We start from the raw sequence: 18,919 nt of genomic DNA, 5'->3' as shown, positions 1-18,919 counted from the left end.
AAAACCACCTACTGGTCTGGAGAATTAAGTACCCCTCGGCTTGGCTCGCGCAGTAGCTTGCGCAACGAGTGGATCGTCAGGCCAAAAATGCTTCGGGTATCTACCCTTCAAATCCTTCTTCACCTCGGCATAGGTCGTGCGCCAGAAGTTGGCCAGGTCTTGGGTAACCTGCACCGGACGGCGTGCCGGTGATAGAAGATGCAGCTTGAGCACCTGTCGCCCGTTCGCAATGCGAGGCGTATCAGCTTGCCCAAACAGCTCCTGCAATCTCACCGCAAGAACCGGCGGACGCTCGCTGTAGTCAATTCGAATGTTCGATCCTGACGGAACCGAAACCGTCTGGGGCGCCTGCGCATCCAGCTGCTGTGGCAGTGGCCAAGGCAACAGATTGCGGATGATTGAGGACAGGTCTAGTTGGCCGAAATGACTTAGTCGAGTCACCTTGCCAACGTATGGGCCCAACCACTCCTCAAGCGACACCAGCAAGGCTTCATCACGAAGATCAGGCCAATCGCTTTGATTGCCCTCCTCTTCATCAATAGTGCGCAGCAACTCCACTCTCGCCTGCCACTGACGGAGTTCAGGCGTCCAGGGCAAAAGCTCTAGGCCCTTCCTACGAACGTAGTTGAGCAAAGCGTGCGCGCGCGCATCATCACTTAGGTTGGCCAGAGGAGCGCGAGACAAAATCAACTCCCCTACTTTCACCTGCCGCTCGGCCCGAAGGACACCCTCTCGCTCATCCCAATCAAGCTCATCCACACGGATGACCTGTTCTTGGAGGACAGTGTCGAACAACGCTTCATCGAGATCGGCAGCTAGGTAAATCCGCTCCTCACGCTGGCCCTGCCGGCTTCCCAAGTCGGCGATTACCAACCAGGGATGCTTCATCAACGCATCGGTCTCCGTGAAGATCGCTGCACGACCATTAGCCAAGCGATATTCAGCCCCACCGGCACGACGCTGTTGGGCAATACGATCTGGATACGCCAAGGCAAGCAAGCAGCCCAACCACCTAGGGTGGTCGGGATCAGCGACTGGTTGCGATGGTAGGCCCCGAAAGAACGATCGATATTGTCTGGCGAGTTGCTTAGCGCGCTCAGCACCGCTCTGCTCTCCTCGTTGAGCCTTCTGCTCTCCGGAGAGGATGGCCAAGCGACTATGAAGGTCTGCACCACCACCGCGCTGAATATCGCGCTCGCCGAGCAAGGCGGCGATGTTGCAGGCCATCCCCGCCAGACCCAGCTCGTGACCTCTCAGCAGGAGGTGAGCAATCCGTGGATGACTTGGCAGCTCTGCCATGGCCTGGCCGTGCTTTGTCAGTTGCCCATCAGGCTGCAATGCGCCAAGGCGCCGAAGTAAGTCGTTGGCTTGGGAGTAAGCAGCTGCGGGCGGAGCATCAAGCCACTTTAGGTCGCCCGGATGGACACCCCATCGAGCGAGCTGGAGCGCAAGGCCGGTGAGATCCGCTTGATGAATTTCTGGGGTGCTGAAGGCGGCTACTTGGTCGTGCTGCGTCTCAGACCATAACCGATAGCAGAGGCCTGGTTCGAGTCGTCCCGCACGCCCGGCGCGTTGGGTGGCACTGGCTTTGGATATCCGTTGAGTGTCCAAGCGGGTCATACCGCTGCGAGGGTCGAAACGAGGAACCCTCTCAAGGCCAGCGTCGATAACTACACGTACACCGTCGATTGTCACACTGGTCTCTGCGATGTTAGTGGCCAGCACAACCTTCCTCTTTCCCGTCGGTGCTGGATCGATCGCAGCGCGCTGCTGATTCAGATCGAGTTCACCATGAAGGGGGCAAAGAAGAACCTCACGCTGGAGTGATGGGGACTGGGTCAAAGCATCTTCCAGGCCTGTCACGACTCGACGGATCTCGGCTTGACCAGGTAGGAAAACCAGCAAGCTACCAGTCTCATCAGCAAGTGCTTCAAGGCACGCACTGATGACTCGCGGCTCCATGTATTCTCCAGGTTGCTGAGGTTTTCCCCAGACTGTCGAGACCGGGTACATGCGTCCTTCGCTCGTCACGATCGGTGCGTCATCCAGCAGGCGGGACAACCTTTCACCTTCCAGCGTTGCTGACATCAGCAGCACTTTCAGCGGTGCATCGTCTCGAAAGAGCTCCCGCCCATTGAGTGTCAGAGCTAAGGCGAGATCGGCATCCAAATTTCGGAGGTGGAATTCATCGAAGATCACGAGACCGACGCCATCAAGTGCCGGGTCGCTTTGCAGTCGGCGTGTCAGGATGCCCTCGGTGACAACTTCAATCCGCGTCTTCGGCCCAACTTTGCTGTCGAGGCGGATGCGATAGCCAACGGTCTCACCGACCTTCTCACCTAGCTCGTTCGCCATGCGCTCGGCGGCAGCTCGGGCTGCGAGCCGGCGAGGTTCCAACATGATGATCGTCTGTCCTTGAAGCCATGACTCATTGAGCAAGGCAAGCGGAACGCAAGTCGTTTTACCGGCGCCAGGCGGTGCTTGGAGCACCACCTCGTTACGCTCATTGAGGGCTTTCAGAAGGGCCGGCAACGCGGCGTTGATAGGTAACAAACTCATGTGTACTCCTGCTTCATGCTCGGCAGTATACAAGCGTTCGATAGGAGATAGAGGGCAGGCGAAGTCGGTGAAAAAGGGCGACCTTTGAAAAGCTAAGGCGACCTCGCTGAGGTCGACTTGCCTAGCCTGGGTTATTCTCGCTTCGGTATGGTCTTAACGTTGGATAGAAGCTTCAACTTAGCCTCCAAAAGCCTCACCCGCTCTGCAAGCTGGATGTTGTGCGTCATCACTTGGTACAGCTGCTCCTGCACCACCTCCAACTCACTACGAGCCTTGACGACCTTATCGTTAGCGCGCTTTATCTGAAGAGTCTTTGAGGCAGCCAGATTACCGAAGCTAGTGCGAAACGCCTCAATCTGAGCAATCAATGCCTGGTGGCTGGGTCTCTTTTTCTTGAGGTAGCCTCTGTCAAAACCCGCCTCAACGCTAACGATACCAGCAGTGATCTTCGTGCCATCTAGTCCAACGTGAGCAGCAACGTGTGGCTTCCCAGCCTTAAGACGCTCGAATGCCTCCACACAAGCTTCAACACCATCACTCGCCATCTCAGGCTACCTCCACTATTGGAATGAGACGATCCCTGAATTTCCGCATATTGCTCAGTTCATATTGTACAACCTGATACTCACCACTTCCGGGCTCATACGACTCGAGATCGCGCTCGTTGTCTTTGATAGCTTCATCCAGTTTTTCCTTTTCAATGATGCCGTCAGCGCAACTCAAACAACTCACGGCCGCGCCAAGTAGGAAGTGCTCACATTTACCGGTACGTGTGCATGCACCTAGCAAGGTCGGCCGATATGAGATTTTTCCGTCGGCAGCCTGCTTTTCCGTTTCCTTGCGGACATCAACAATATGGACATCGCCGGTTTCGATTTTTCCACGCTGATTGGAAATATAGGTTCCAACACCACCAAATAGGCGTGCGTCATCCCCAAACGCATGAGCCAGGAGATCATACGCAACATTAATCGGAACCCCAGTCTGCACCTCAAAGAGAACATGAGTCTTAGGGAGAACGTACTCTCCCTTCTTCTCATCATAGTATCCAAATATGGTTTTGAGTAGCTCGAAATTATTGGCATAGTACCGAGTCATCTGGGTACACAGATGTTTGAACTGTTTCCGAAGGCTAGGCATAGAAATGAAGCCACTACTGCTACCATAGAATGCAAGAGATCTACGAAATTGATGACCAGTGAAATTCCAATAGCCTCCAACCTGGAACAACTTTTCATTAGCAAAGTTGCGGCTGGGGTCGGTTAGCTGCAACTCATCCAAGTCCGACTCTGTCATAATGAAACCGTTAAGCAAGAAATTCGGTTTCGACACATTATTCCAAAAAGGAACGCCGATTTCAGTTTGAGCACGATTTATAATTGCAGGATTTAAGAAAAGCGGCATGGTTTTAGGGTCAACACCGTACAACCTAGAAATACCGCGACATATAGCTCGAGCCACTTCGACTGCGCGAATAGCTTCATCAGTGGCTAGCCAAGACACCGTTTTACGATAACCGGTAAATTTGGTGGTGGTTGATAAAACCTTAACCATAATGGGCTTATCCCGCTCGACGCCCTTATCATCGAGAGTAGCTGAAACCACTTCATCTTGGTCGATACAATCGTACGGTAATCGAAGCACCTCTTGGTCTCGCATACCCGTATACAAATGAATGACCGTCTTAACGACCCACTGCATTTTCAAAATATTTGATGACAAAACACCTCTTCCTGAGCAGGAGAAATCCCCACTGAAGAGTGACTCCAGGCCATGAATTTCTAAGGTTTCTTCGAACACTGGCTCATAATGCTTTGGGGCCCTGTTGCCGTTTACCTTTTTTTGGTGAAGGTGAGTATACCCGTACAGAGGATTATCGAACGCAGCCAAGTACTGTTCAAGCGCCTCGCGATTATCGTAAAGAGCATCAAGCGATTCACCCAGCGCATTTATAACGCCGAGATAGATACTAGTAGGAATTACCGGATGTTGCTTTGTATCGTCTTCGCATTCGAAATCGATATCAAAAACACCGTGTAATTTATACCCTAGCCTGTCCTCACCAATGGAGACCATGTGGTTAAGCAAGGCTCGAATCAGCTTACGCTGGGTTATACCAGTTTCGTTAACCTTCATCCAACGTGCATAAGCGGCCAAATAGGCAGGAGTTGTGAAAAGATCTTGCAGAGTTATAACCCCTGCAAGCTCCCCAGCTCCTTTTTCGTAGCAAAAGCGAGCAGCTGTGCGCAACGTTAAAAAATACTGAGCAAGGACACCCACACTCATTCTACCAGTATGACCGGTACTAACGAAAAATAGCAGACAAAAGAGAATCCACTTTATTTCATCAATCAGGGATTGCTGGATTGCGCCTTGAAACTCAAACACGCCATCAAATCGGATAGCCCAAATCTTATTAGCTTTAAGCCGCACAGGGTTAAAATCCCAAAAAGATTTTCCGTAAATAGCCGTCGGATTACCTTCTCGATCTCGACACAGAACGAAATCGGAGGAAGGCCTCCAAGTTTTAGTGACCGCGTCCTGCATGACATCTGAAAACTGGAGACCTTGATTGAGATCATCAAAAAAATTACTCACTAGATGTAGATCCCCATTTTCTCATATCGCTGCAACCGACTTTCCCAGAAAGGTGTGAGAATCCCCAAATCGAACACCTTTTTTCTCATAACTTCCACCAGATCGTACGCGGCTTTAGACCTACTGGAAATCCCCTCCAAGATATAACCAATACGGATCATCACGTCTTTGAATGCAGATTCAGAAAACTCAAAATTCGGAGCATTCTCTCTGATTGACTCGATTACATATTTAAAGCTCATAAGCTTATGAATATCAGCCTCGTCAGAGTGAACCAAATAATGGATGCAGTACAAACATCCGTACTGACTATTACAATCAGGCTCTATGGCGACCACCGGGATTTCTTTCACTGGATTATTCAAACCATCACAATGTCCCGCAGCAATCGGTACCCCGCGAGTCTGGCTATCTGAGCCGAAACGTTTGGCTGCCTCCATCATTGACGCCCAGAACACCCCAAATTCTTGCTTTTGCTGCTTCTCTGTCACTCCACTATAAAATTGTGCGTTCGTACGTTCAGTATGATTGAGCACAGCACTTACGAGCATTGGTGAATGTCGCAAGTGATGAAGAGTCAAACTTTTAAACTTTCGAACAAGTATTGGAGGAATATTCTTGAATTCACTGGAAACAAAAACGCCCCGTATCTTTGCGTGAAAATTTGTAGAAAAATTATCTAACGCTGACAATTCATGTGCGGACATCCCAAATCCATCAAGGACATTGAAGAAGAGGAGTTCCGACTTACGCCCTTCAAGCACCCAGCTGCGAAATTCAAGATACTCGCGTAGGACACTCATACCCGGCCCTCGCCCGACGGTATACATAACCCCTAATCCCTTAGCCCTGAGTTTCACAGCTGAAAGTTCTTTCTTCAAAGGAGACCGCACAACCTCTAAAGCATCCTCGTAGAGGAATTGAGTTACTTCACCAGAATTAGCACCAACGGCCAAATTAATGACGCACGCATAGGCTTTCATCGCCAACCCAGCGAGACGTAATCTGAACTGATGATGAGAATGTGCGTTTGAATCGTCGATCACTCGTTGAGCGCGATTAAGGGTTTCACGCACATCTGGTAGTCGAGCGTTTGGCTTCACTTCTCGCAATTCTAGTATCGTGAGAAGCCGGCCCTCTTGATAATGATAGGCTGAATGCCCGTGAGCGCCTTCTGTGAACGGGGTAATGAATTTGCCCTTGCCAGGAAAAATGTGAGTATGGTAATCCTTCGTTGTAAACCTCAATGGAAAAGGAGCAAAACTTACCAAGAAGCGAGAGATTGACAATGCAAGGTTTAATGCAATATCAATATACTGCCTTACATGCTCTTCATCCGGCGGCTCAAGTCCTTCACGACGATGTTTGATAGGAGACGCACTTGCAATTATGTATTCATAGTCATTAGGGAATTGAAGAGCTAAGACTCTTCGAAGCATGGCCTGACGGGCTTGGCAGCTTAATGGTGAAGCTCGACCATTGGCAATCTCTTGGTAAAGATAACTGGTAAATTCCATATAAGCACGTTGCGCACCTTCGGGCGTGCACATTACATCGACGCACCCGTACTCGTCGCACCAATTTATTGCATACTCAAAATTCTTAATGTCAGTCTCAATGCTATTCCCCTTTGCACCTGAAACCCACATTTTGTCAAGCCAAGCCACAATCATCTTCCGCCGACTGGGGATTAGTGAACTTTCGTCAGCCCAATACCCAACAGGCTTTACTTTCCCACGAATAGAGTAAGCATATACACCTATATCCAATGGAGACTTGCGGTGGGATAGCGATAGGGCCAACTTCTCAGGGTGAAGAATCTCATGCTCCTGACCAACATAGGACAAATCAACCGAATGAACCTGACGAGGTACACGCTTAACCGACATCGACATTACCCAAAATTAAGTCACTGTAGCCAGACAGCTTAAAGAGAACATCTTCGTAGCTTTCTTGAGCCCGGATCTTTTCCGACTTCATTGAAAACAGCTTCAAGTAGTTCTCAGTGACCTCGCGGTATTTGTGATGAAGACGGGACTGGATTATTGTGATTTCTTGCCCGGGCTCAAGTGTGCCATTTGCCAACCGGGGTTTGAGCAACTGGTACAACTGATAGGCATAAGTTGCACGAAGCCAATGAAATGTAAAATCGACAGGAAAATCACTTGCAACTTTTCTCAAAATTTTTCTTTTTATTGTATCAGCGACGGCACCAAGCGGTCTTGATTTGGAAAATATATAACGCGGATCATTTGCAGCCATGTAGTAACAGTTACACTGCTCCGACAAAAACACGTACATATCTTCATCGGCAATCGGCTTGAGCCCTGGGTACTTAAGCGCGAATTCAGATTGAAACCTCTGACGTCTTTTCTTGGCGAAAGGACTTCGCACGTACGTCAACAAATCTTCAACAAGTTGCTGAGGAATATACAAAGTTTGAGGCCTACCAAACTTAGTGTCTATACCGGTACCAGGGCCGGCTTTTAGAATATAAGAGCCATCCGGCTGAACCGCCCCCTTTAGTAGACTGTCAACATGTTTGACTCTCAAGGTCAATACAGTTTGCTTTCGCGCTCCAGTCATCAGAGCGAATAAAACGATTAGACGCTCCTGGGCTGTCCAGTCATCATCTTCAATTATTTTCAGAAAATGAGAGAGCTCGACATTTGTTAATGGACGTAAAATCTCACCTTCATCATTAACAAAACCCGCTGGAGTTGGGGCCTTTGGCGCGACAGATCTTGTCTGACTACGTTTCTCAACAGTTATCTTTTTTTGAAATCCATGAGAAGCTTCGACATATAAGCTTATTTCCTTGACCGTATCAACACGATCAATATCGATGTCATGCCAAAACTCTGAGATGAACTTATAAAATTGATAAATCACACTCGTATATTGATTGGCGACAGCAGCACCTCGATTAGGATTGTCGAGCAGATGTCTGTGGTACTTATATGTAGGTCGTTGGGGTAGCCGTCGCCCAGAGAAGTCTAGCCAGTCAATGCTTTTATCTTCACAAAAAATCAAGTAATCGAGGAGTCTACTTGCTTTCCGCCTTACTTCATCGGTGGGTCGATTGCGGGCATGTTTATTCTGAACCAAACTCAGTAGAAATGAATTTGCCTCCACCCAAGGACTGCCGTCCTTATGAAAGATAAAAGGAAAGTTATATATAGACCTACTAAGTGCATCAGGAAGTCCGACCTCATCCACTCGGTAAACGGTGATGGTTTCATCAACACCGTTGATGGTTATTTCAATTGCCTTAGATGGTTTTTCTCTTACATGTAATTCAGCAAAAGCTTCGCTAACCTCTGGAATTACGACGATGCGGCCCTTATGTGCCGGATTATCAAACGCTGCCACCAAACCGCTCCACCCAGACGATGGGTGTCAATGATAAACGTTAGGCGTGTAAAAATCAAGAAATCTGTCAATGAATGAATGTTTCATGATGCGATAACTAATCTAACGTTGCGTGATAGCTTGGGATAGCGCCCTTTGAGGTCTTTTTTCACCTCGGCGTAGGTCGTACGCCAAAAATTGGCCAGGTCCTGGGTGACCTGCACCGGGCGCCGTGCCGGTGACAGCAGGTGCAGCTTGACCTGCTGGCGGCCGTTGGCGATACGCGGGGTGTCGGCCAGGCCAAACAACTCTTGCAGGCGCACGGCGAGGATAGGCGGATTCTCGCTGTAGTCCAGCCGAATGTTCGAGCCAGAGGGCACGGCAAGGTGTGCCGGGGCCTGCTCTTCCAGGCGCTGTGGCAGCGGCCAGGGCAACAGGTTGCGCAGCAGCGATGGCAAGTCCAGGGCCGCGAAATGGCTCAGTCGGGAGACCTTGCCCAGATACGGCTGCAACCAGTCCTCCAGGCTGGCGAGCAAGGCCGCGTCACTGAGGTCGGGCCACTCGCTGTGGCCCTGCCCGGCCAGGTCCAGCTGGCGCAACAGTGCCACCCGCGCCTGCCACTGGCGCAGTTCCGGCGTCCAGGTCAGCAGGTTCAAGCCTTTGCGGCGGACCAGCCCAAGCAGCGCGCGGGCTTTGGCGTCGTTATCCAGGCCTGGCAGCGGCTCACGGCTGAGCACCAGCTCGCCCACCTTGAGTTGGCGCTCGGCGCGCAATACCTGTTCACGTTCGTCCCAATCGAGCATGTCGACCTGCTCCACCTGCTCGGCCAGCACATCCTCGAACAGGCTGGGATCGAACGCTGCGGCCAGGTAGATACGCTCTTCACGCTGGCCCTGGCGGCTACCCAAGTCGGCGATTACCAGCCACGGGCACTTCATCAGGGCATCGACCTCGGCAAACAGCGCCGCTCGGCCATTGGCCAGGCGGTACTCGGCTCCCCCTTCGCGGCGCTGCTGGGCAACGCGGTCGGGGTAGGCCAGTGCCAGCAGTGCACCCAGCCAGCGTGGGTGGCCCGGGTCGGCGACCGCCGCGCTGGCCTTGCCCCGTAGCAGGCCACGGTACTGGCGCGACAGTTGCCGGGCACGCTGCACGCCACCCTGGCCGCCCCGTACCGCCTGGCTCTCACCACTGACCAGCGCCAACCGGCTGTGCAGGTCTGCGCCACCGCCGCGCTGTATATCCCGCTCGCCCAGCAGCGCCGCCACATCGCAGGCCATCTGTGCCAGGCCCAGCGCCTGGCCGCGCAGCAGCAAGTGCGCAATACGTGGATGCGCCGGCAGCTCGGCCATGGCCTGGCCGTGCTCGCTGAGGCTGTCGCGGCGGCCTGGCTTGAACGCGTTCAGCCGCGCCAGCAGGTCCTGGGCCTGAGCGAAGGCGGCCGCGGGGGGTTGGTCAAGCCAGCGCAACTGCTCGGGGGTGACGCCCCAGCGGGCCAGTTGCAGGGCCAGGCCGGCCAGGTCCGCCTGCAGGATCTCGGCAGTGCCGTAGGCAGGAAGCTGGTCATGTTGGGCCTCGGACCACAGGCGGTAGCACACGCCCGGCTCCAGGCGCCCGGCACGGCCGGCGCGCTGGGTAGCACTGGCGCGGGAGATCCGCTGGGTGTCCAGGCGGGTCATGCCACTACCTGGATCGAAACGCGGCACACGGGCCAGGCCGGCGTCGATCACCACCCGCACGCCCTCGATGGTCAGGCTGGTTTCCGCGATGTTGGTGGCCAGCACCACCTTGCGCTGGCCTGCTGGCGGCGGGTCGATGGCAGCCCGCTGGGCATTGAGGTCCAGCTCGCCATGCAGCGGGCACAGCAGGATCTCGGGGCGCTCGCCCAAGGCCTCTTGCAGATGCTGGTGCACCCGGCGGATCTCGGCCTGGCCCGGCAGAAACACCAGCACGCTGCCCGCCTGGTCGGCCAGCGCGTGCAGCACGCTTTCCACGACCCGGGGCTCGATGAATTCCCCCGGCTGGAACGGCCGCCCCCAACGGATATCCACCGGGTGCACGCGGCCCTCGCTGCGCACGACCGGCGCGTCATCCAGCAAGCGTGACAAGCGCTCGCCCTCCAACGTGGCAGACATCAGCAAGATTTTCAGGGGCGGGTCGTCACGCAGCAGCTCACGGCCGTTGAGGCTCAGCGCCAGCGCCAGGTCGGCATCCAGGCTGCGCTCGTGGTATTCGTCGAAAATCAGCAAGCCCACCCCCTCCAGTGCCGGGTCGGCTTGCAGGCGGCGGGTAAGAATACCTTCGGTGACCACTTCGATACGGGTGCCGGGGCCCACCTTGCTGTCCAGGCGGATGCGGTAGCCCACGGTTTGCCCAACCTGCTCACCCAGCTCACTGGCCAGCCGCTCGGCCGCCGCGCGGGCGGCCAGGCGCCGGGGTTCCAGCATGAGGATGGTCTGCCCGGCCAGCCATGGCTCGTGCAACAACGCCAGCGGCACACGGGTGGTCTTGCCCGCCCCCGGGGGCGCCTCGAGCACCGCTTCGTCGCGGGTTTGCAAGGCTTGGCGCAAAGCGGGCAAGGCCGCATCAATGGGTAATGAAATCATGGTGGTCCTCGAACAGTCTGGCGAGTATAACGGCGAACCCAGCCTGCCCTATCATGGTCTTAGCATCAGGCGCAGGCGCTTCGCTTGCCCTGCTGAATACCCTTTCGGAGATTGTCATGCGCATCCCAACCCGCGCCATCGGTGGCGCACTCGTGGTTACCCTGCTGACCCAACTGACCGCGTGCGGCACCATTTTCTACCCGGACCGTCGCGGCCAGATCGGTGGCAAGATCGACCCGGTGGTTGCCGCCATGGACGCTATCGGCATCCTCTTCTACGTGATCCCCGGGCTGATCGCCTTCGGCATCGACTTCGCCACCGGCGCCATCTACTACCCAGGGGGCCACACCGCCCAGGTCGACCCGGCAAAACTGCAACAGGCCGTCAGCCCGGATGGCAAGGTCGACAACCTGAAACTGCAGGCCATTCTTGAAACCGAACTGGGCCAGCGCCTGCCGCTTGACGACCCGCGGCTTATCCAGCACCGCGGCAGTGTCGAGCAATTGGCCAGCCTTGGCCTGATGCCAGCAGCCTGAACCACAAGGACCTGACCACGGATGATAACCACCCCGGCTGAACACCAGCGCCTGTTGCGCCTGGCCACTCGCGCCTCGCTGGCGGTGGCCGGCATCCTGGTAGTGAGCAAGGCGCTCGCCTGGTGGCTGAGCGGCTCGGTCAGCCTGCTGGCCGGGCTCACCGACTCGGCACTGGACGCCGTCGCCTCGTTCCTCAACCTGCTGGCCGTGCACTACGCCCTGCGCCCGGCTGATGACGACCACCGCTTCGGTCACGGCAAAGCCGAAGCCCTGGCCGGCATGGCGCAGGCGCTGTTCATCGGCGTCAGTGCCGTATTGATCGGCGTGCAGGCGGTGGAGCGCCTGCATACGCCACAACCCTTGGGTGATACCAGCATCGGTATCGCGGTGATGCTGCTGTCACTGGTGCTGACGGTCGCCCTGCTGGCCTTCCAATACAAGGTCATCCGCCTGACCGGCTCGACGGCGATCCGGGCCGACTCGCTGCACTACCGTTCGGACCTGCTGCTCAATAGCAGCATCCTGCTGGCGCTGTTACTGGCCCGTTTCGGCTGGCCGCAGTTGGATGCGCTGTTCGGCCTGGGCATTGCCCTCTACATCCTGTGGAGCGCGCTGCAGATCGCGCGCGAGAGTATCGCCATCCTGATGGACAAGGAGCTGCCCGGCGATGTGGGCGAGGAAATGGCCGCGCTGGTGTTGGCCATTCCCGGGGTCAAAGGCGTGCACGACCTGCGTACGCGGCTGTCGGGCAACCAGTGGTTCGTACAACTGCACCTGGATTTGCCCGGGCAGTTGCCGCTGCATGATGCCCATGAGCTGTGCGTGGAAGCCTCGCGGGTGATCCGCCAGCGTTATCCGCAAGCGGATGTGATGGTGCATGCCGACCCGGTCTGAACCTGTGCGTGGGTCAGTTGACGCTGTACCCTCGGCCGCTGAAGCAGGCCCCCAGTGCGCGTTGGTAATTGCTGAGCACATTTGGCGGCGGCGCGTAAGTCGCGGTGGCGGGGTCGAAGCCTGACTGGCTGACCGCCCAGCGGTGGCACTGGTAACGGTCCTGCTCCTGCTGCTCCGGGCCTTGGCCATACATCGGGTACGCCACCACGTCATAGCCGCCCGCAACCGGCGGTGGCGGCGCGGGTGGCGGCGCCACTGCCGGCGGGTTGACCACCACATATTCCTGGCTGTCTGCCATGTACTGGTAGTAGGTATCGGCAACCAGGAAGAACAACGCCCCACCCACCCACACTTCCCGTGCATACGGCGGCAGGTAATTGACCCGCACACCGTAAGGCGGGGTTACCACGATGTAATTGCCGCCATGCGGGCGGTACCAGTAACCGCCGGAGTAGAAGTAGTCATGGCCGCGATAGGGCACTTTCCAGTAGCGGTCAGGGAAACGATCGACCGTGTGCCCAGGGCGGTACTGCGGCCCAGGCCCCCAGCCATTGCCATGGCCGTCCGGGCGCCCCTGCCAGTCGCCACCGGGCCTTGGCCCCGGCCCCCCGGCTTGCCAGCGATGCTCATCCCCATCGCGGCGGGGAATATCCTGATAGTAGCCCTGCCGGGGCGGCTGGGTCTGGCGCACTTCGTCGCGGGCGTTCAGCGGCCGACCGGGCCCAGGGTCGCCGGGCCCTTCGGCCAGCGCCCCAAGGCTGATGCCCAACCCCAGCAAACCAACACCTGCCAACTGCCAGATGCGCGACGTCATGGTATTCCTCTCGGTAGGTAAACTGCAGCAGGCAGCCAGTCTACCGTGCTCTTCAGGCCGGCCAATTAAAATTACCGACATGAAAAAAGGGAGGCCGCAGGGCCTCCCTTCAGGAATTGTCGTCCGTGCTCGGCACTTGTGGCGCCGGCTCACCTCACAGCGTCTTCTGGAAGCTGTGTAGCCCGGGGGCCTGCGGATCCGGTTGGATGGCTGGCCGCGACCGCCCGCCTAGGGCGCGTCGCCGTGGACTGATGTCCGGGCAGTGATTCTGTTGATAAAGATACCGGACAGCTGGCGGCAGCGGATTGCGAAGATTGCTCATATAAATAGTACTTGCGCAATTTTTCACCCTGGAATGATAATTCGCCGCAATCCGAACAGAAAAGGCAAATGCCATGAGCAAACTCGACCGCTATGACCTGAGCATCCTCGCCGAATTGCAGCGCGATGCGCGCATTTCCAACCAGGAACTGGCCGAGCGCATCGGCTTGTCGCCTTCGCCATGCTCGCGTCGGGTCAAGCAGCTGGAGGACGACGGCTACATCTCCCGCCAGGTCGCCCTGCTCGACCGCAAGAAGCTGGGCCTGAGCCTGACCGCCTACGTGCTGATCGGCATGGACCGGCACACGCCGGAGCGCTTCGAGACCTTCGAGGCCGCTATCCGCAACCTGCCACAGGTATTGGAATGCAGCCTGGTCACCGGCATGGATGCCGACTACCAGTTGAAGGTGGTGGTGCCCGACATGGACCACTACCAGAAACTGCTGCTCGGCAGCCTGACCCGCATCGAAGGCGTCACCAGCGTGCGTTCGAGTTTCGTGCTGAACCAGGTGCTGGCCAGCACCGAGCTGCCATTGACCCACCTTCGGTAATTGCCCGCGCCTGCGGGCGTATACTCGAGCGCTCAAACTGCCTGGAGAACACCGATGGATCCCGCCGTATTCGAAGAGTGGATGATGATCATCCTGGTTACCGTGCTGATCGGTTTCATGGGTTTCATCGTCTGGGACCTGGCGAAAAAGTCCAAGGCGGGCAAGTTCGGTACGCTGATCCTGTTCTTCGTGCTGGGGCTGGGGGTGCTGGCCTTTATCATCAAGAGCGTGGTGGTGGGGTTTCTTGAAGGGGTTTAGGCCTTGGGAATGCGGGGGGCGCGACCCAAGGCATGGTTTTGCGCGGTTCCTGTAGGAGCGGCCTTGTGTCGCGATGGGCCGCAAAGCGGCCCCCACTAGCGCTGCAATTTTGCCGGAACCTCGCGCCAGCACCCCTGCTCCAGCCCCTCCAGCGCCCAGTCACCAATGCGTACCCGCACCAGGCGCAAGGTCGGCAACCCCACCGCTGCCGTCATGCGCCGCACCTGGCGGTTACGCCCTTCACGAATCACCAGCTCCAGCCAGCTGGTCGGCACGCTCTTGCGAAAACGCACCGGCGGGTTGCGCGGCCACAACGCGGGCTCGGCCAGGCGCCGCGCCTCGGCCGGCAAGGTCGGCCCATCGTTCAGCTCCACGCCGTCACGCAAACGCTGCAACTGCTCGTCGCTCGGCTCACCTTCCACCTGCACCCAGTAAGTCTTGGCCAGCTTGTGCCTGGGGTCGGCAATCCGCGCTTGCAGCCCGCCATCGTTGGTCAGCAACAGCAAGCCTTCACTGTCACGGTCCAGCCGCCCGGCCGGGTATACGCCCGGGATGTCGATGAAGTCCTTGAGCGTCGCCCGCCCTTCACCGTCACTGAACTGGGTCAGCACGTCGAACGGTTTGTTGAACAGGATCAGGCGGGGCTCGGCCGGCGGCGCCTTGGCCTGGCGACGCGGGCCGGCGGCAGGCCGCGCCTGGGGGCGGCGCGGCTTGTTACGGGGTGGCAGTGACATGGATCCTCAGCGGAACGGCGGCTCATCGAAGCTGCGCAGTTTACGCGAGTGCAACGAGTTGAGCTCGGTGCGCAGCAGGTCGAGGGCGGCAATGCCGATCTTCAGGTGCTGGCTGACCGCCCGGTTATAGAAGGCGTTGGCCGAACCTGGCAGCTTGATCTCGCTGTGCAGCGGCTTGTCGGACACGCACAGCAAGGTGCCGTACGGTACCCGCAAGCGGTAGCCCTGGGCGGCAATGGTGCCGCTTTCCATATCTACCGCCACGGCACGTGAGAGGTTGATCAGCGGCCGCTCCTGGGCCCAGCGCAGCTCCCAGTTACGGTCATCGTAGGTCAGCACGGTGCCGGTGCGCAGGCGCTTCTTCAACTGTTCGCCACGCTCTCCGGTCACTTGCGCAGCCGCTTCCTGCAGCGCCAACTGCACTTCGGCCAGCGCCGGGATCGGAATGTTCGGCGGCACCACGCGGTCGAGAATGCCGTCGCGGCGCATGTAGGCGTGTGCCAGAACATAGTCGCCAATGGTCTGCGACTGGCGCAGGCCGCCGCAGTGGCCAATCATCAACCAGCAATGCGGGCGCAACACCGCCAGATGGTCGGTGATGTTCTTCGCATTCGACGGGCCGACGCCGATGTTGACCAGGGTGATGCCGTCACCGTCGGCGGCGATCAGGTGGTAGGCCGGCATCTGGTAACGGTGCCAGACCACGCTGGCAACCAGCGCCTGGGCTTCGCCATGGTCCATGCCCTTTTCGATGGCCACGTTGCCCGGCAGCACCATGCGCACGAAACGCGGGTCGTCACGCAACTGCTCCAGGCCATGGCTGATGAACTGGTCGACATAGCGGTGGTAGTTGGTCAGCAGGATCCACGGCTGCATGTGGCGCCAGTCGCTGCCGGTGTAATGCACCAGGCGGCGCAGCGAGAAGTCGACGCGTGCGGCATCGAACAGTGCCAGCGGCAACACGTCGGCATGATCCCAGTCGTACAGGCCGTCGGCGATATTGTCGGTGGCGGCCGACAAGTCGGTGCTGGGGAACACCCGCGCCAGCTGCGCAGCGGTGATGCCGCTGCCGGCCAGTTCGTCACCCTGGTCGACCACATAGGGGTAAGGGATATTCTGTTCGCTGACGCCCACTTCTACGGTAACGGTGTAGTCGTGCATCAGCGGGCGCAGTTGCTCCAGCAGATAACCACGAAACGCCGCGGGCTGGGTGACAGTGACGCTGTAGGTGCCGGCCACCTGCACCTTGGCATAGGCGCGCGTGGTGGCGGCGACTTCGCCATGGCTGTAGTAGGTCAGGCGCAGGGCCGGGTAGCGGAACAGGTCGCGCTGCTCGGCGTCGGGTTCGGTGCGGTCTTTCAGATAACGCTTGAGCGCAAGGCTTAGGGCACCGGTGGCTTGTTCATGCAGGGCCGCCAGACGATCGACGGCCTGTTCGGGGGTATCAACGACTACAAAAGCGTGGCTCACACTGTGCTTCCTGTCTGGACATGCATGTGAACCATCTTGCCTGCCTTCTTGGCTAAATACATCCCCATTGATCGGTGCTGGATTCTTCGCGGGCGCGCCCGCTCCCACAGGTACGGCACCGCCCGGGACATCCATGAAGATCTTGTGGGAGCAGGCATGCCCGCGAACAAGCCGAATCAATTCGCCCAGGCTGGCGTCGCCCGCGCCACCAATGCCTGCACATCCACACCACGCGGCAACGCCCCATACACCCGGCCACCCCCCGCCAACCGGCTGCCAATGAACGCATCACTCACCAACGCATTGCCCGCCTCCAGCAACAGCTTGGCCTGCAACGCCAGGGCAATATCCTCGGTCAGTTGCCGCGCGCGGTACTGCATGTCGCCAGTATCGGCAAACGCCCCCTTGAGGTTGCCGATATGCGCCGCCAAACGTGGGTCGCCATGCCCATCGCCCAGCTCGGCGAACAAGGCATCGAGCACCCCCGGTTCCTTGGAAAGGGCCCGCAGCACATCCAGGCACTGCACATTGCCCGAGCCTTCCCAGGTCGAGTTCACCGGTGCTTCGCGGTACAGCCGGGGCAGGATGCTGTCTTCCACATAACCGGCACCGCCCAGGCATTCGGCGGCTTCGTTGATCATGGCCGGCGCACGCTTGCAGATCCAGTACTTGCCCACTGCCGTCACCAGGCGGGCGAAGTGCGCCTGCTGCGGATCTTCGAGCTGCTCCAGCGCCTGCCCCATGCGCAGGCTGAGGGCGAGCGCAGCCTCGCTCTCCAGGGCGAGGTCGGCAAGCACGTTCTGCATCAGCGGCTGCTCATTCAACACGCGGCCACCGACCTTGCGGTACGCGCAGTGGTGGGTAGCCTGGGTCAGCGCCTGGCGCATCAGCGCACTGGAGCCGACCATGCAATCGAAGCGGGTCATGGCGACCATTTCGATGATAGTCGGCACACCACGGCCTTCTTCGCCGATCATCCACGCCAACGCCCCGCGAAACTCCACCTCGCTGGAGGCGTTCGAGCTGTTGCCCAGCTTGTTCTTCAGGCGCTGGATATAGAACTGGTTGCGGCTGTCATCCGGGCGGTGGCGCGGCAGCAGGAAACAACTCAGCCCCTTTTCGGTTTGTGCCAGGGTAAGGAAGGCATCGCACATCGGCGCCGAACAGAACCACTTGTGGCCGACCAGCTCATAGGCCTGACCCGAGCCCGGCGCCCCGACCGGGTAGGCCCGGGTGGTGTTGGCCCGCACATCGGTGCCGCCCTGTTTTTCGGTCATCGCCATACCCAGGGTGACCCCGGCCTTGTGCCGGTCGCCGATGTTGCGCGGGTCATATTCGCAGGCGAGGATTTTCGGTAGCCAGTACTCGGCCAGCTCGGGTTGCAAGCGCAGGGCTGGCACGGCGGCGAAGGTCATGGTCAACGGGCAGCCGCTGCCGGCTTCGGCCTGGCTGTGCAGGTAGGTCATGGATGCACGTGCCACATGCGCCCCGGGGCGCGGCTCGGCCCATGGCAGCGACGGCAGGCCGTGCTCGATCGCGGTGCGCATCAGTTCGTGGTAGGCCGGGTGGAACTCGACCAGGTCGATGCGATGGCCGTAGCGGTCGTGGCTGCTGAATTCGGGTTTGTGGGCGTTGGCCAGAAAGCCAGCCTGCATCAGCGGCCCCCCGGCCAGGGCGCCGTAGGCATCGATCCGCGACTGCGCCCAGCCCGCGCCGAAACGCCGCGACCACTCCTGGAGTGGCAGGTCGAGGCGGTAAAGGTTGGCACCGTCGAGGGACGGTGGCTGGTTGGTAACTTCGTGGGTTTCAGCGTACTGGTGCAGGTTCATCGGGGGCTCCTGGATCCGGGTAGGCTTGAAAGACCCAGTGAAGCACTGCCTGCGGGGTTGGCAAAGTGGCATTCGTGACTAAAGGTGTGGTGGTGGGGGCATGGGTTGCAGATGCATGTCTTGAGCCTGCATCTGGGCTGGCAGGTGTTCGCCATAAGATCTGCGGCGCGGGTGAGACCGAGCGCCGAAGTGTTCGCCTCGACACATTCAGCGCCTGCGAGATCGAGCGCCGAAGCGTTCGATCTCACAGGCGCTAAAAATATCTCGGCGAACACCTGTCAGCCATCCCCGGCTTACAGCGAGAGCGCCACGCCCAACAAGCATGTAGTCCAATTCTCTATTCACTGTAGGCGCCTTCCTAAAGCCTCCACGCCCCCAAAAAACCCGCCCACAGCCTGCTA

At 57.9% G+C, this 18,919-nt stretch carries 14 protein-coding genes; 4 read left to right on the top strand and 10 right to left on the bottom strand.

The annotated features are described in order from the left end of the window. Positions 1-24: 24 nt before the first annotated feature. The 6 genes from hrpB (DMX12_RS18475) to hrpB (DMX12_RS18450) all read right to left on the bottom strand — a co-directional run bounded on the left by hrpB (DMX12_RS18475) (position 25) and on the right by hrpB (DMX12_RS18450) (position 11,111). Positions 25-2,559, bottom strand: a complete 2,535-nt coding sequence (gene hrpB, locus DMX12_RS18475) for an ATP-dependent helicase HrpB (RefSeq protein ID WP_110679096.1) — start codon at positions 2,557-2,559, stop codon at positions 25-27. A 131-nt stretch (positions 2,560-2,690) separates the two neighbouring features. Then, positions 2,691-3,104 carry a hypothetical protein gene (locus DMX12_RS18470; RefSeq protein ID WP_110679095.1) on the bottom strand — a complete coding sequence of 138 codons (414 nt, stop codon included), beginning with the start codon at positions 3,102-3,104 and terminating at the stop codon, positions 2,691-2,693. Between the two features lies 1 nt (position 3,105). Further along, positions 3,106-5,157, bottom strand: a complete 2,052-nt coding sequence (locus DMX12_RS18465; RefSeq protein ID WP_110679094.1) for an integrase — start codon at positions 5,155-5,157, stop codon at positions 3,106-3,108. Next, the gene (locus tag DMX12_RS18460) at positions 5,157-7,046 is read right to left on the bottom strand and encodes a hypothetical protein (protein WP_110679093.1); all 1,890 of its coding nucleotides are present in this window, start codon (positions 7,044-7,046) and stop codon (positions 5,157-5,159) included. Before DMX12_RS18460 ends, DMX12_RS18465 begins: the two co-directional genes overlap by 1 nt. Then, positions 7,036-8,529, bottom strand: a complete 1,494-nt coding sequence (locus tag DMX12_RS18455) for a site-specific integrase (RefSeq protein WP_110679092.1) — start codon at positions 8,527-8,529, stop codon at positions 7,036-7,038. Before DMX12_RS18455 ends, DMX12_RS18460 begins: the two co-directional genes overlap by 11 nt. 83 nt (positions 8,530-8,612) lie before the next feature. Continuing rightward, entirely contained in the window at positions 8,613-11,111 is a 2,499-nt protein-coding gene (hrpB, locus tag DMX12_RS18450) for an ATP-dependent helicase HrpB (RefSeq protein WP_110679091.1), read from the bottom strand. Between the two features lie 116 nt (positions 11,112-11,227). On the opposite strand from hrpB (DMX12_RS18450), the gene DMX12_RS18445 reads away from it, so the two are divergent. After that, on the top strand, positions 11,228-11,647 hold the full coding sequence (locus DMX12_RS18445) for a hypothetical protein (protein WP_029887386.1): 420 nt from the start codon (positions 11,228-11,230) through the stop codon (positions 11,645-11,647). Between the two features lie 21 nt (positions 11,648-11,668). Beyond that, a complete protein-coding gene (locus DMX12_RS18440; protein WP_009685411.1) occupies positions 11,669-12,541 on the top strand; it encodes a cation diffusion facilitator family transporter in 873 nt (290 codons plus the stop codon). A 13-nt stretch (positions 12,542-12,554) separates the two neighbouring features. Here the strand turns inward: DMX12_RS18440 and DMX12_RS18435 are convergent, their stop codons facing one another. Then, positions 12,555-13,355 (bottom strand): DUF6515 family protein, encoded by an 801-nt coding sequence (locus DMX12_RS18435; RefSeq protein ID WP_110679090.1) that lies wholly within the window; start codon positions 13,353-13,355, stop codon positions 12,555-12,557. A gap of 395 nt (positions 13,356-13,750) precedes the next feature. Between DMX12_RS18435 and DMX12_RS18430 the strand changes: the two genes are divergently transcribed. Together DMX12_RS18430 and DMX12_RS18425 are read left to right on the top strand one after the other, a co-directional pair. Further along, positions 13,751-14,227 carry an Lrp/AsnC family transcriptional regulator gene (locus DMX12_RS18430; protein WP_003249795.1) on the top strand — a complete coding sequence of 159 codons (477 nt, stop codon included), beginning with the start codon at positions 13,751-13,753 and terminating at the stop codon, positions 14,225-14,227. Positions 14,228-14,281: 54 nt separating this feature from the next. After that, on the top strand, positions 14,282-14,485 hold the full coding sequence (locus tag DMX12_RS18425; RefSeq protein WP_003249787.1) for a DUF2788 domain-containing protein: 204 nt from the start codon (positions 14,282-14,284) through the stop codon (positions 14,483-14,485). A gap of 95 nt (positions 14,486-14,580) precedes the next feature. Here DMX12_RS18425 and DMX12_RS18420 read toward each other — a convergent pair whose 3' ends face one another. The 3 genes from DMX12_RS18420 to DMX12_RS18410 all read right to left on the bottom strand — a co-directional run bounded on the left by DMX12_RS18420 (position 14,581) and on the right by DMX12_RS18410 (position 18,518). Next, the gene (locus DMX12_RS18420; protein ID WP_110679089.1) at positions 14,581-15,219 is read right to left on the bottom strand and encodes a pseudouridine synthase; all 639 of its coding nucleotides are present in this window, start codon (positions 15,217-15,219) and stop codon (positions 14,581-14,583) included. A 6-nt stretch (positions 15,220-15,225) separates the two neighbouring features. Then, positions 15,226-16,689 carry an AMP nucleosidase gene (gene amn, locus DMX12_RS18415; RefSeq protein WP_009685408.1) on the bottom strand — a complete coding sequence of 488 codons (1,464 nt, stop codon included), beginning with the start codon at positions 16,687-16,689 and terminating at the stop codon, positions 15,226-15,228. A 176-nt stretch (positions 16,690-16,865) separates the two neighbouring features. Continuing rightward, positions 16,866-18,518: an acyl-CoA dehydrogenase family protein gene (locus tag DMX12_RS18410; RefSeq protein ID WP_110679088.1), complete on the bottom strand. Its 1,653-nt coding sequence runs from the start codon at positions 18,516-18,518 to the stop codon at positions 16,866-16,868. Between the last annotated feature and the right edge of the window lie 401 nt (positions 18,519-18,919).

This window comes from Pseudomonas sp. MB-090624 (assembly GCF_003205245.1).
Taxonomy (GTDB): Bacteria; Pseudomonadota; Gammaproteobacteria; order Pseudomonadales; family Pseudomonadaceae; genus Aquipseudomonas; species Aquipseudomonas juntendi.
Note: the sequence above shows the minus strand (reverse complement) of the source record. Positions and strands in the feature narration are given on the sequence as shown.

Excerpts from the sequence above, each read along its gene's own strand:
- hrpB (WP_110679091.1), bottom strand. The coding sequence starts at position 11,111 with ATGATTTCATTACCCATTGATGCGGCCTTGCCCGCTTTGCGCCAAGCC.
- hrpB (WP_110679096.1), bottom strand. The coding sequence starts at position 2,559 with ATGAGTTTGTTACCTATCAACGCCGCGTTGCCGGCCCTTCTGAAAGCC.
- DMX12_RS18435 (WP_110679090.1), bottom strand. The coding sequence starts at position 13,355 with ATGACGTCGCGCATCTGGCAGTTGGCAGGTGTTGGTTTGCTGGGGTTG.
- DMX12_RS18440 (WP_009685411.1), top strand. The coding sequence starts at position 11,669 with ATGATAACCACCCCGGCTGAACACCAGCGCCTGTTGCGCCTGGCCACT.
- DMX12_RS18430 (WP_003249795.1), top strand. The coding sequence starts at position 13,751 with ATGAGCAAACTCGACCGCTATGACCTGAGCATCCTCGCCGAATTGCAG.
- DMX12_RS18445 (WP_029887386.1), top strand. The coding sequence starts at position 11,228 with ATGCGCATCCCAACCCGCGCCATCGGTGGCGCACTCGTGGTTACCCTG.
- DMX12_RS18420 (WP_110679089.1), bottom strand. The coding sequence starts at position 15,219 with ATGTCACTGCCACCCCGTAACAAGCCGCGCCGCCCCCAGGCGCGGCCT.
- DMX12_RS18425 (WP_003249787.1), top strand. The coding sequence starts at position 14,282 with ATGGATCCCGCCGTATTCGAAGAGTGGATGATGATCATCCTGGTTACC.
- DMX12_RS18410 (WP_110679088.1), bottom strand. The coding sequence starts at position 18,518 with ATGAACCTGCACCAGTACGCTGAAACCCACGAAGTTACCAACCAGCCA.
- DMX12_RS18470 (WP_110679095.1), bottom strand. The coding sequence starts at position 3,104 with ATGGCGAGTGATGGTGTTGAAGCTTGTGTGGAGGCATTCGAGCGTCTT.
- DMX12_RS18460 (WP_110679093.1), bottom strand. The coding sequence starts at position 7,046 with ATGTCGGTTAAGCGTGTACCTCGTCAGGTTCATTCGGTTGATTTGTCC.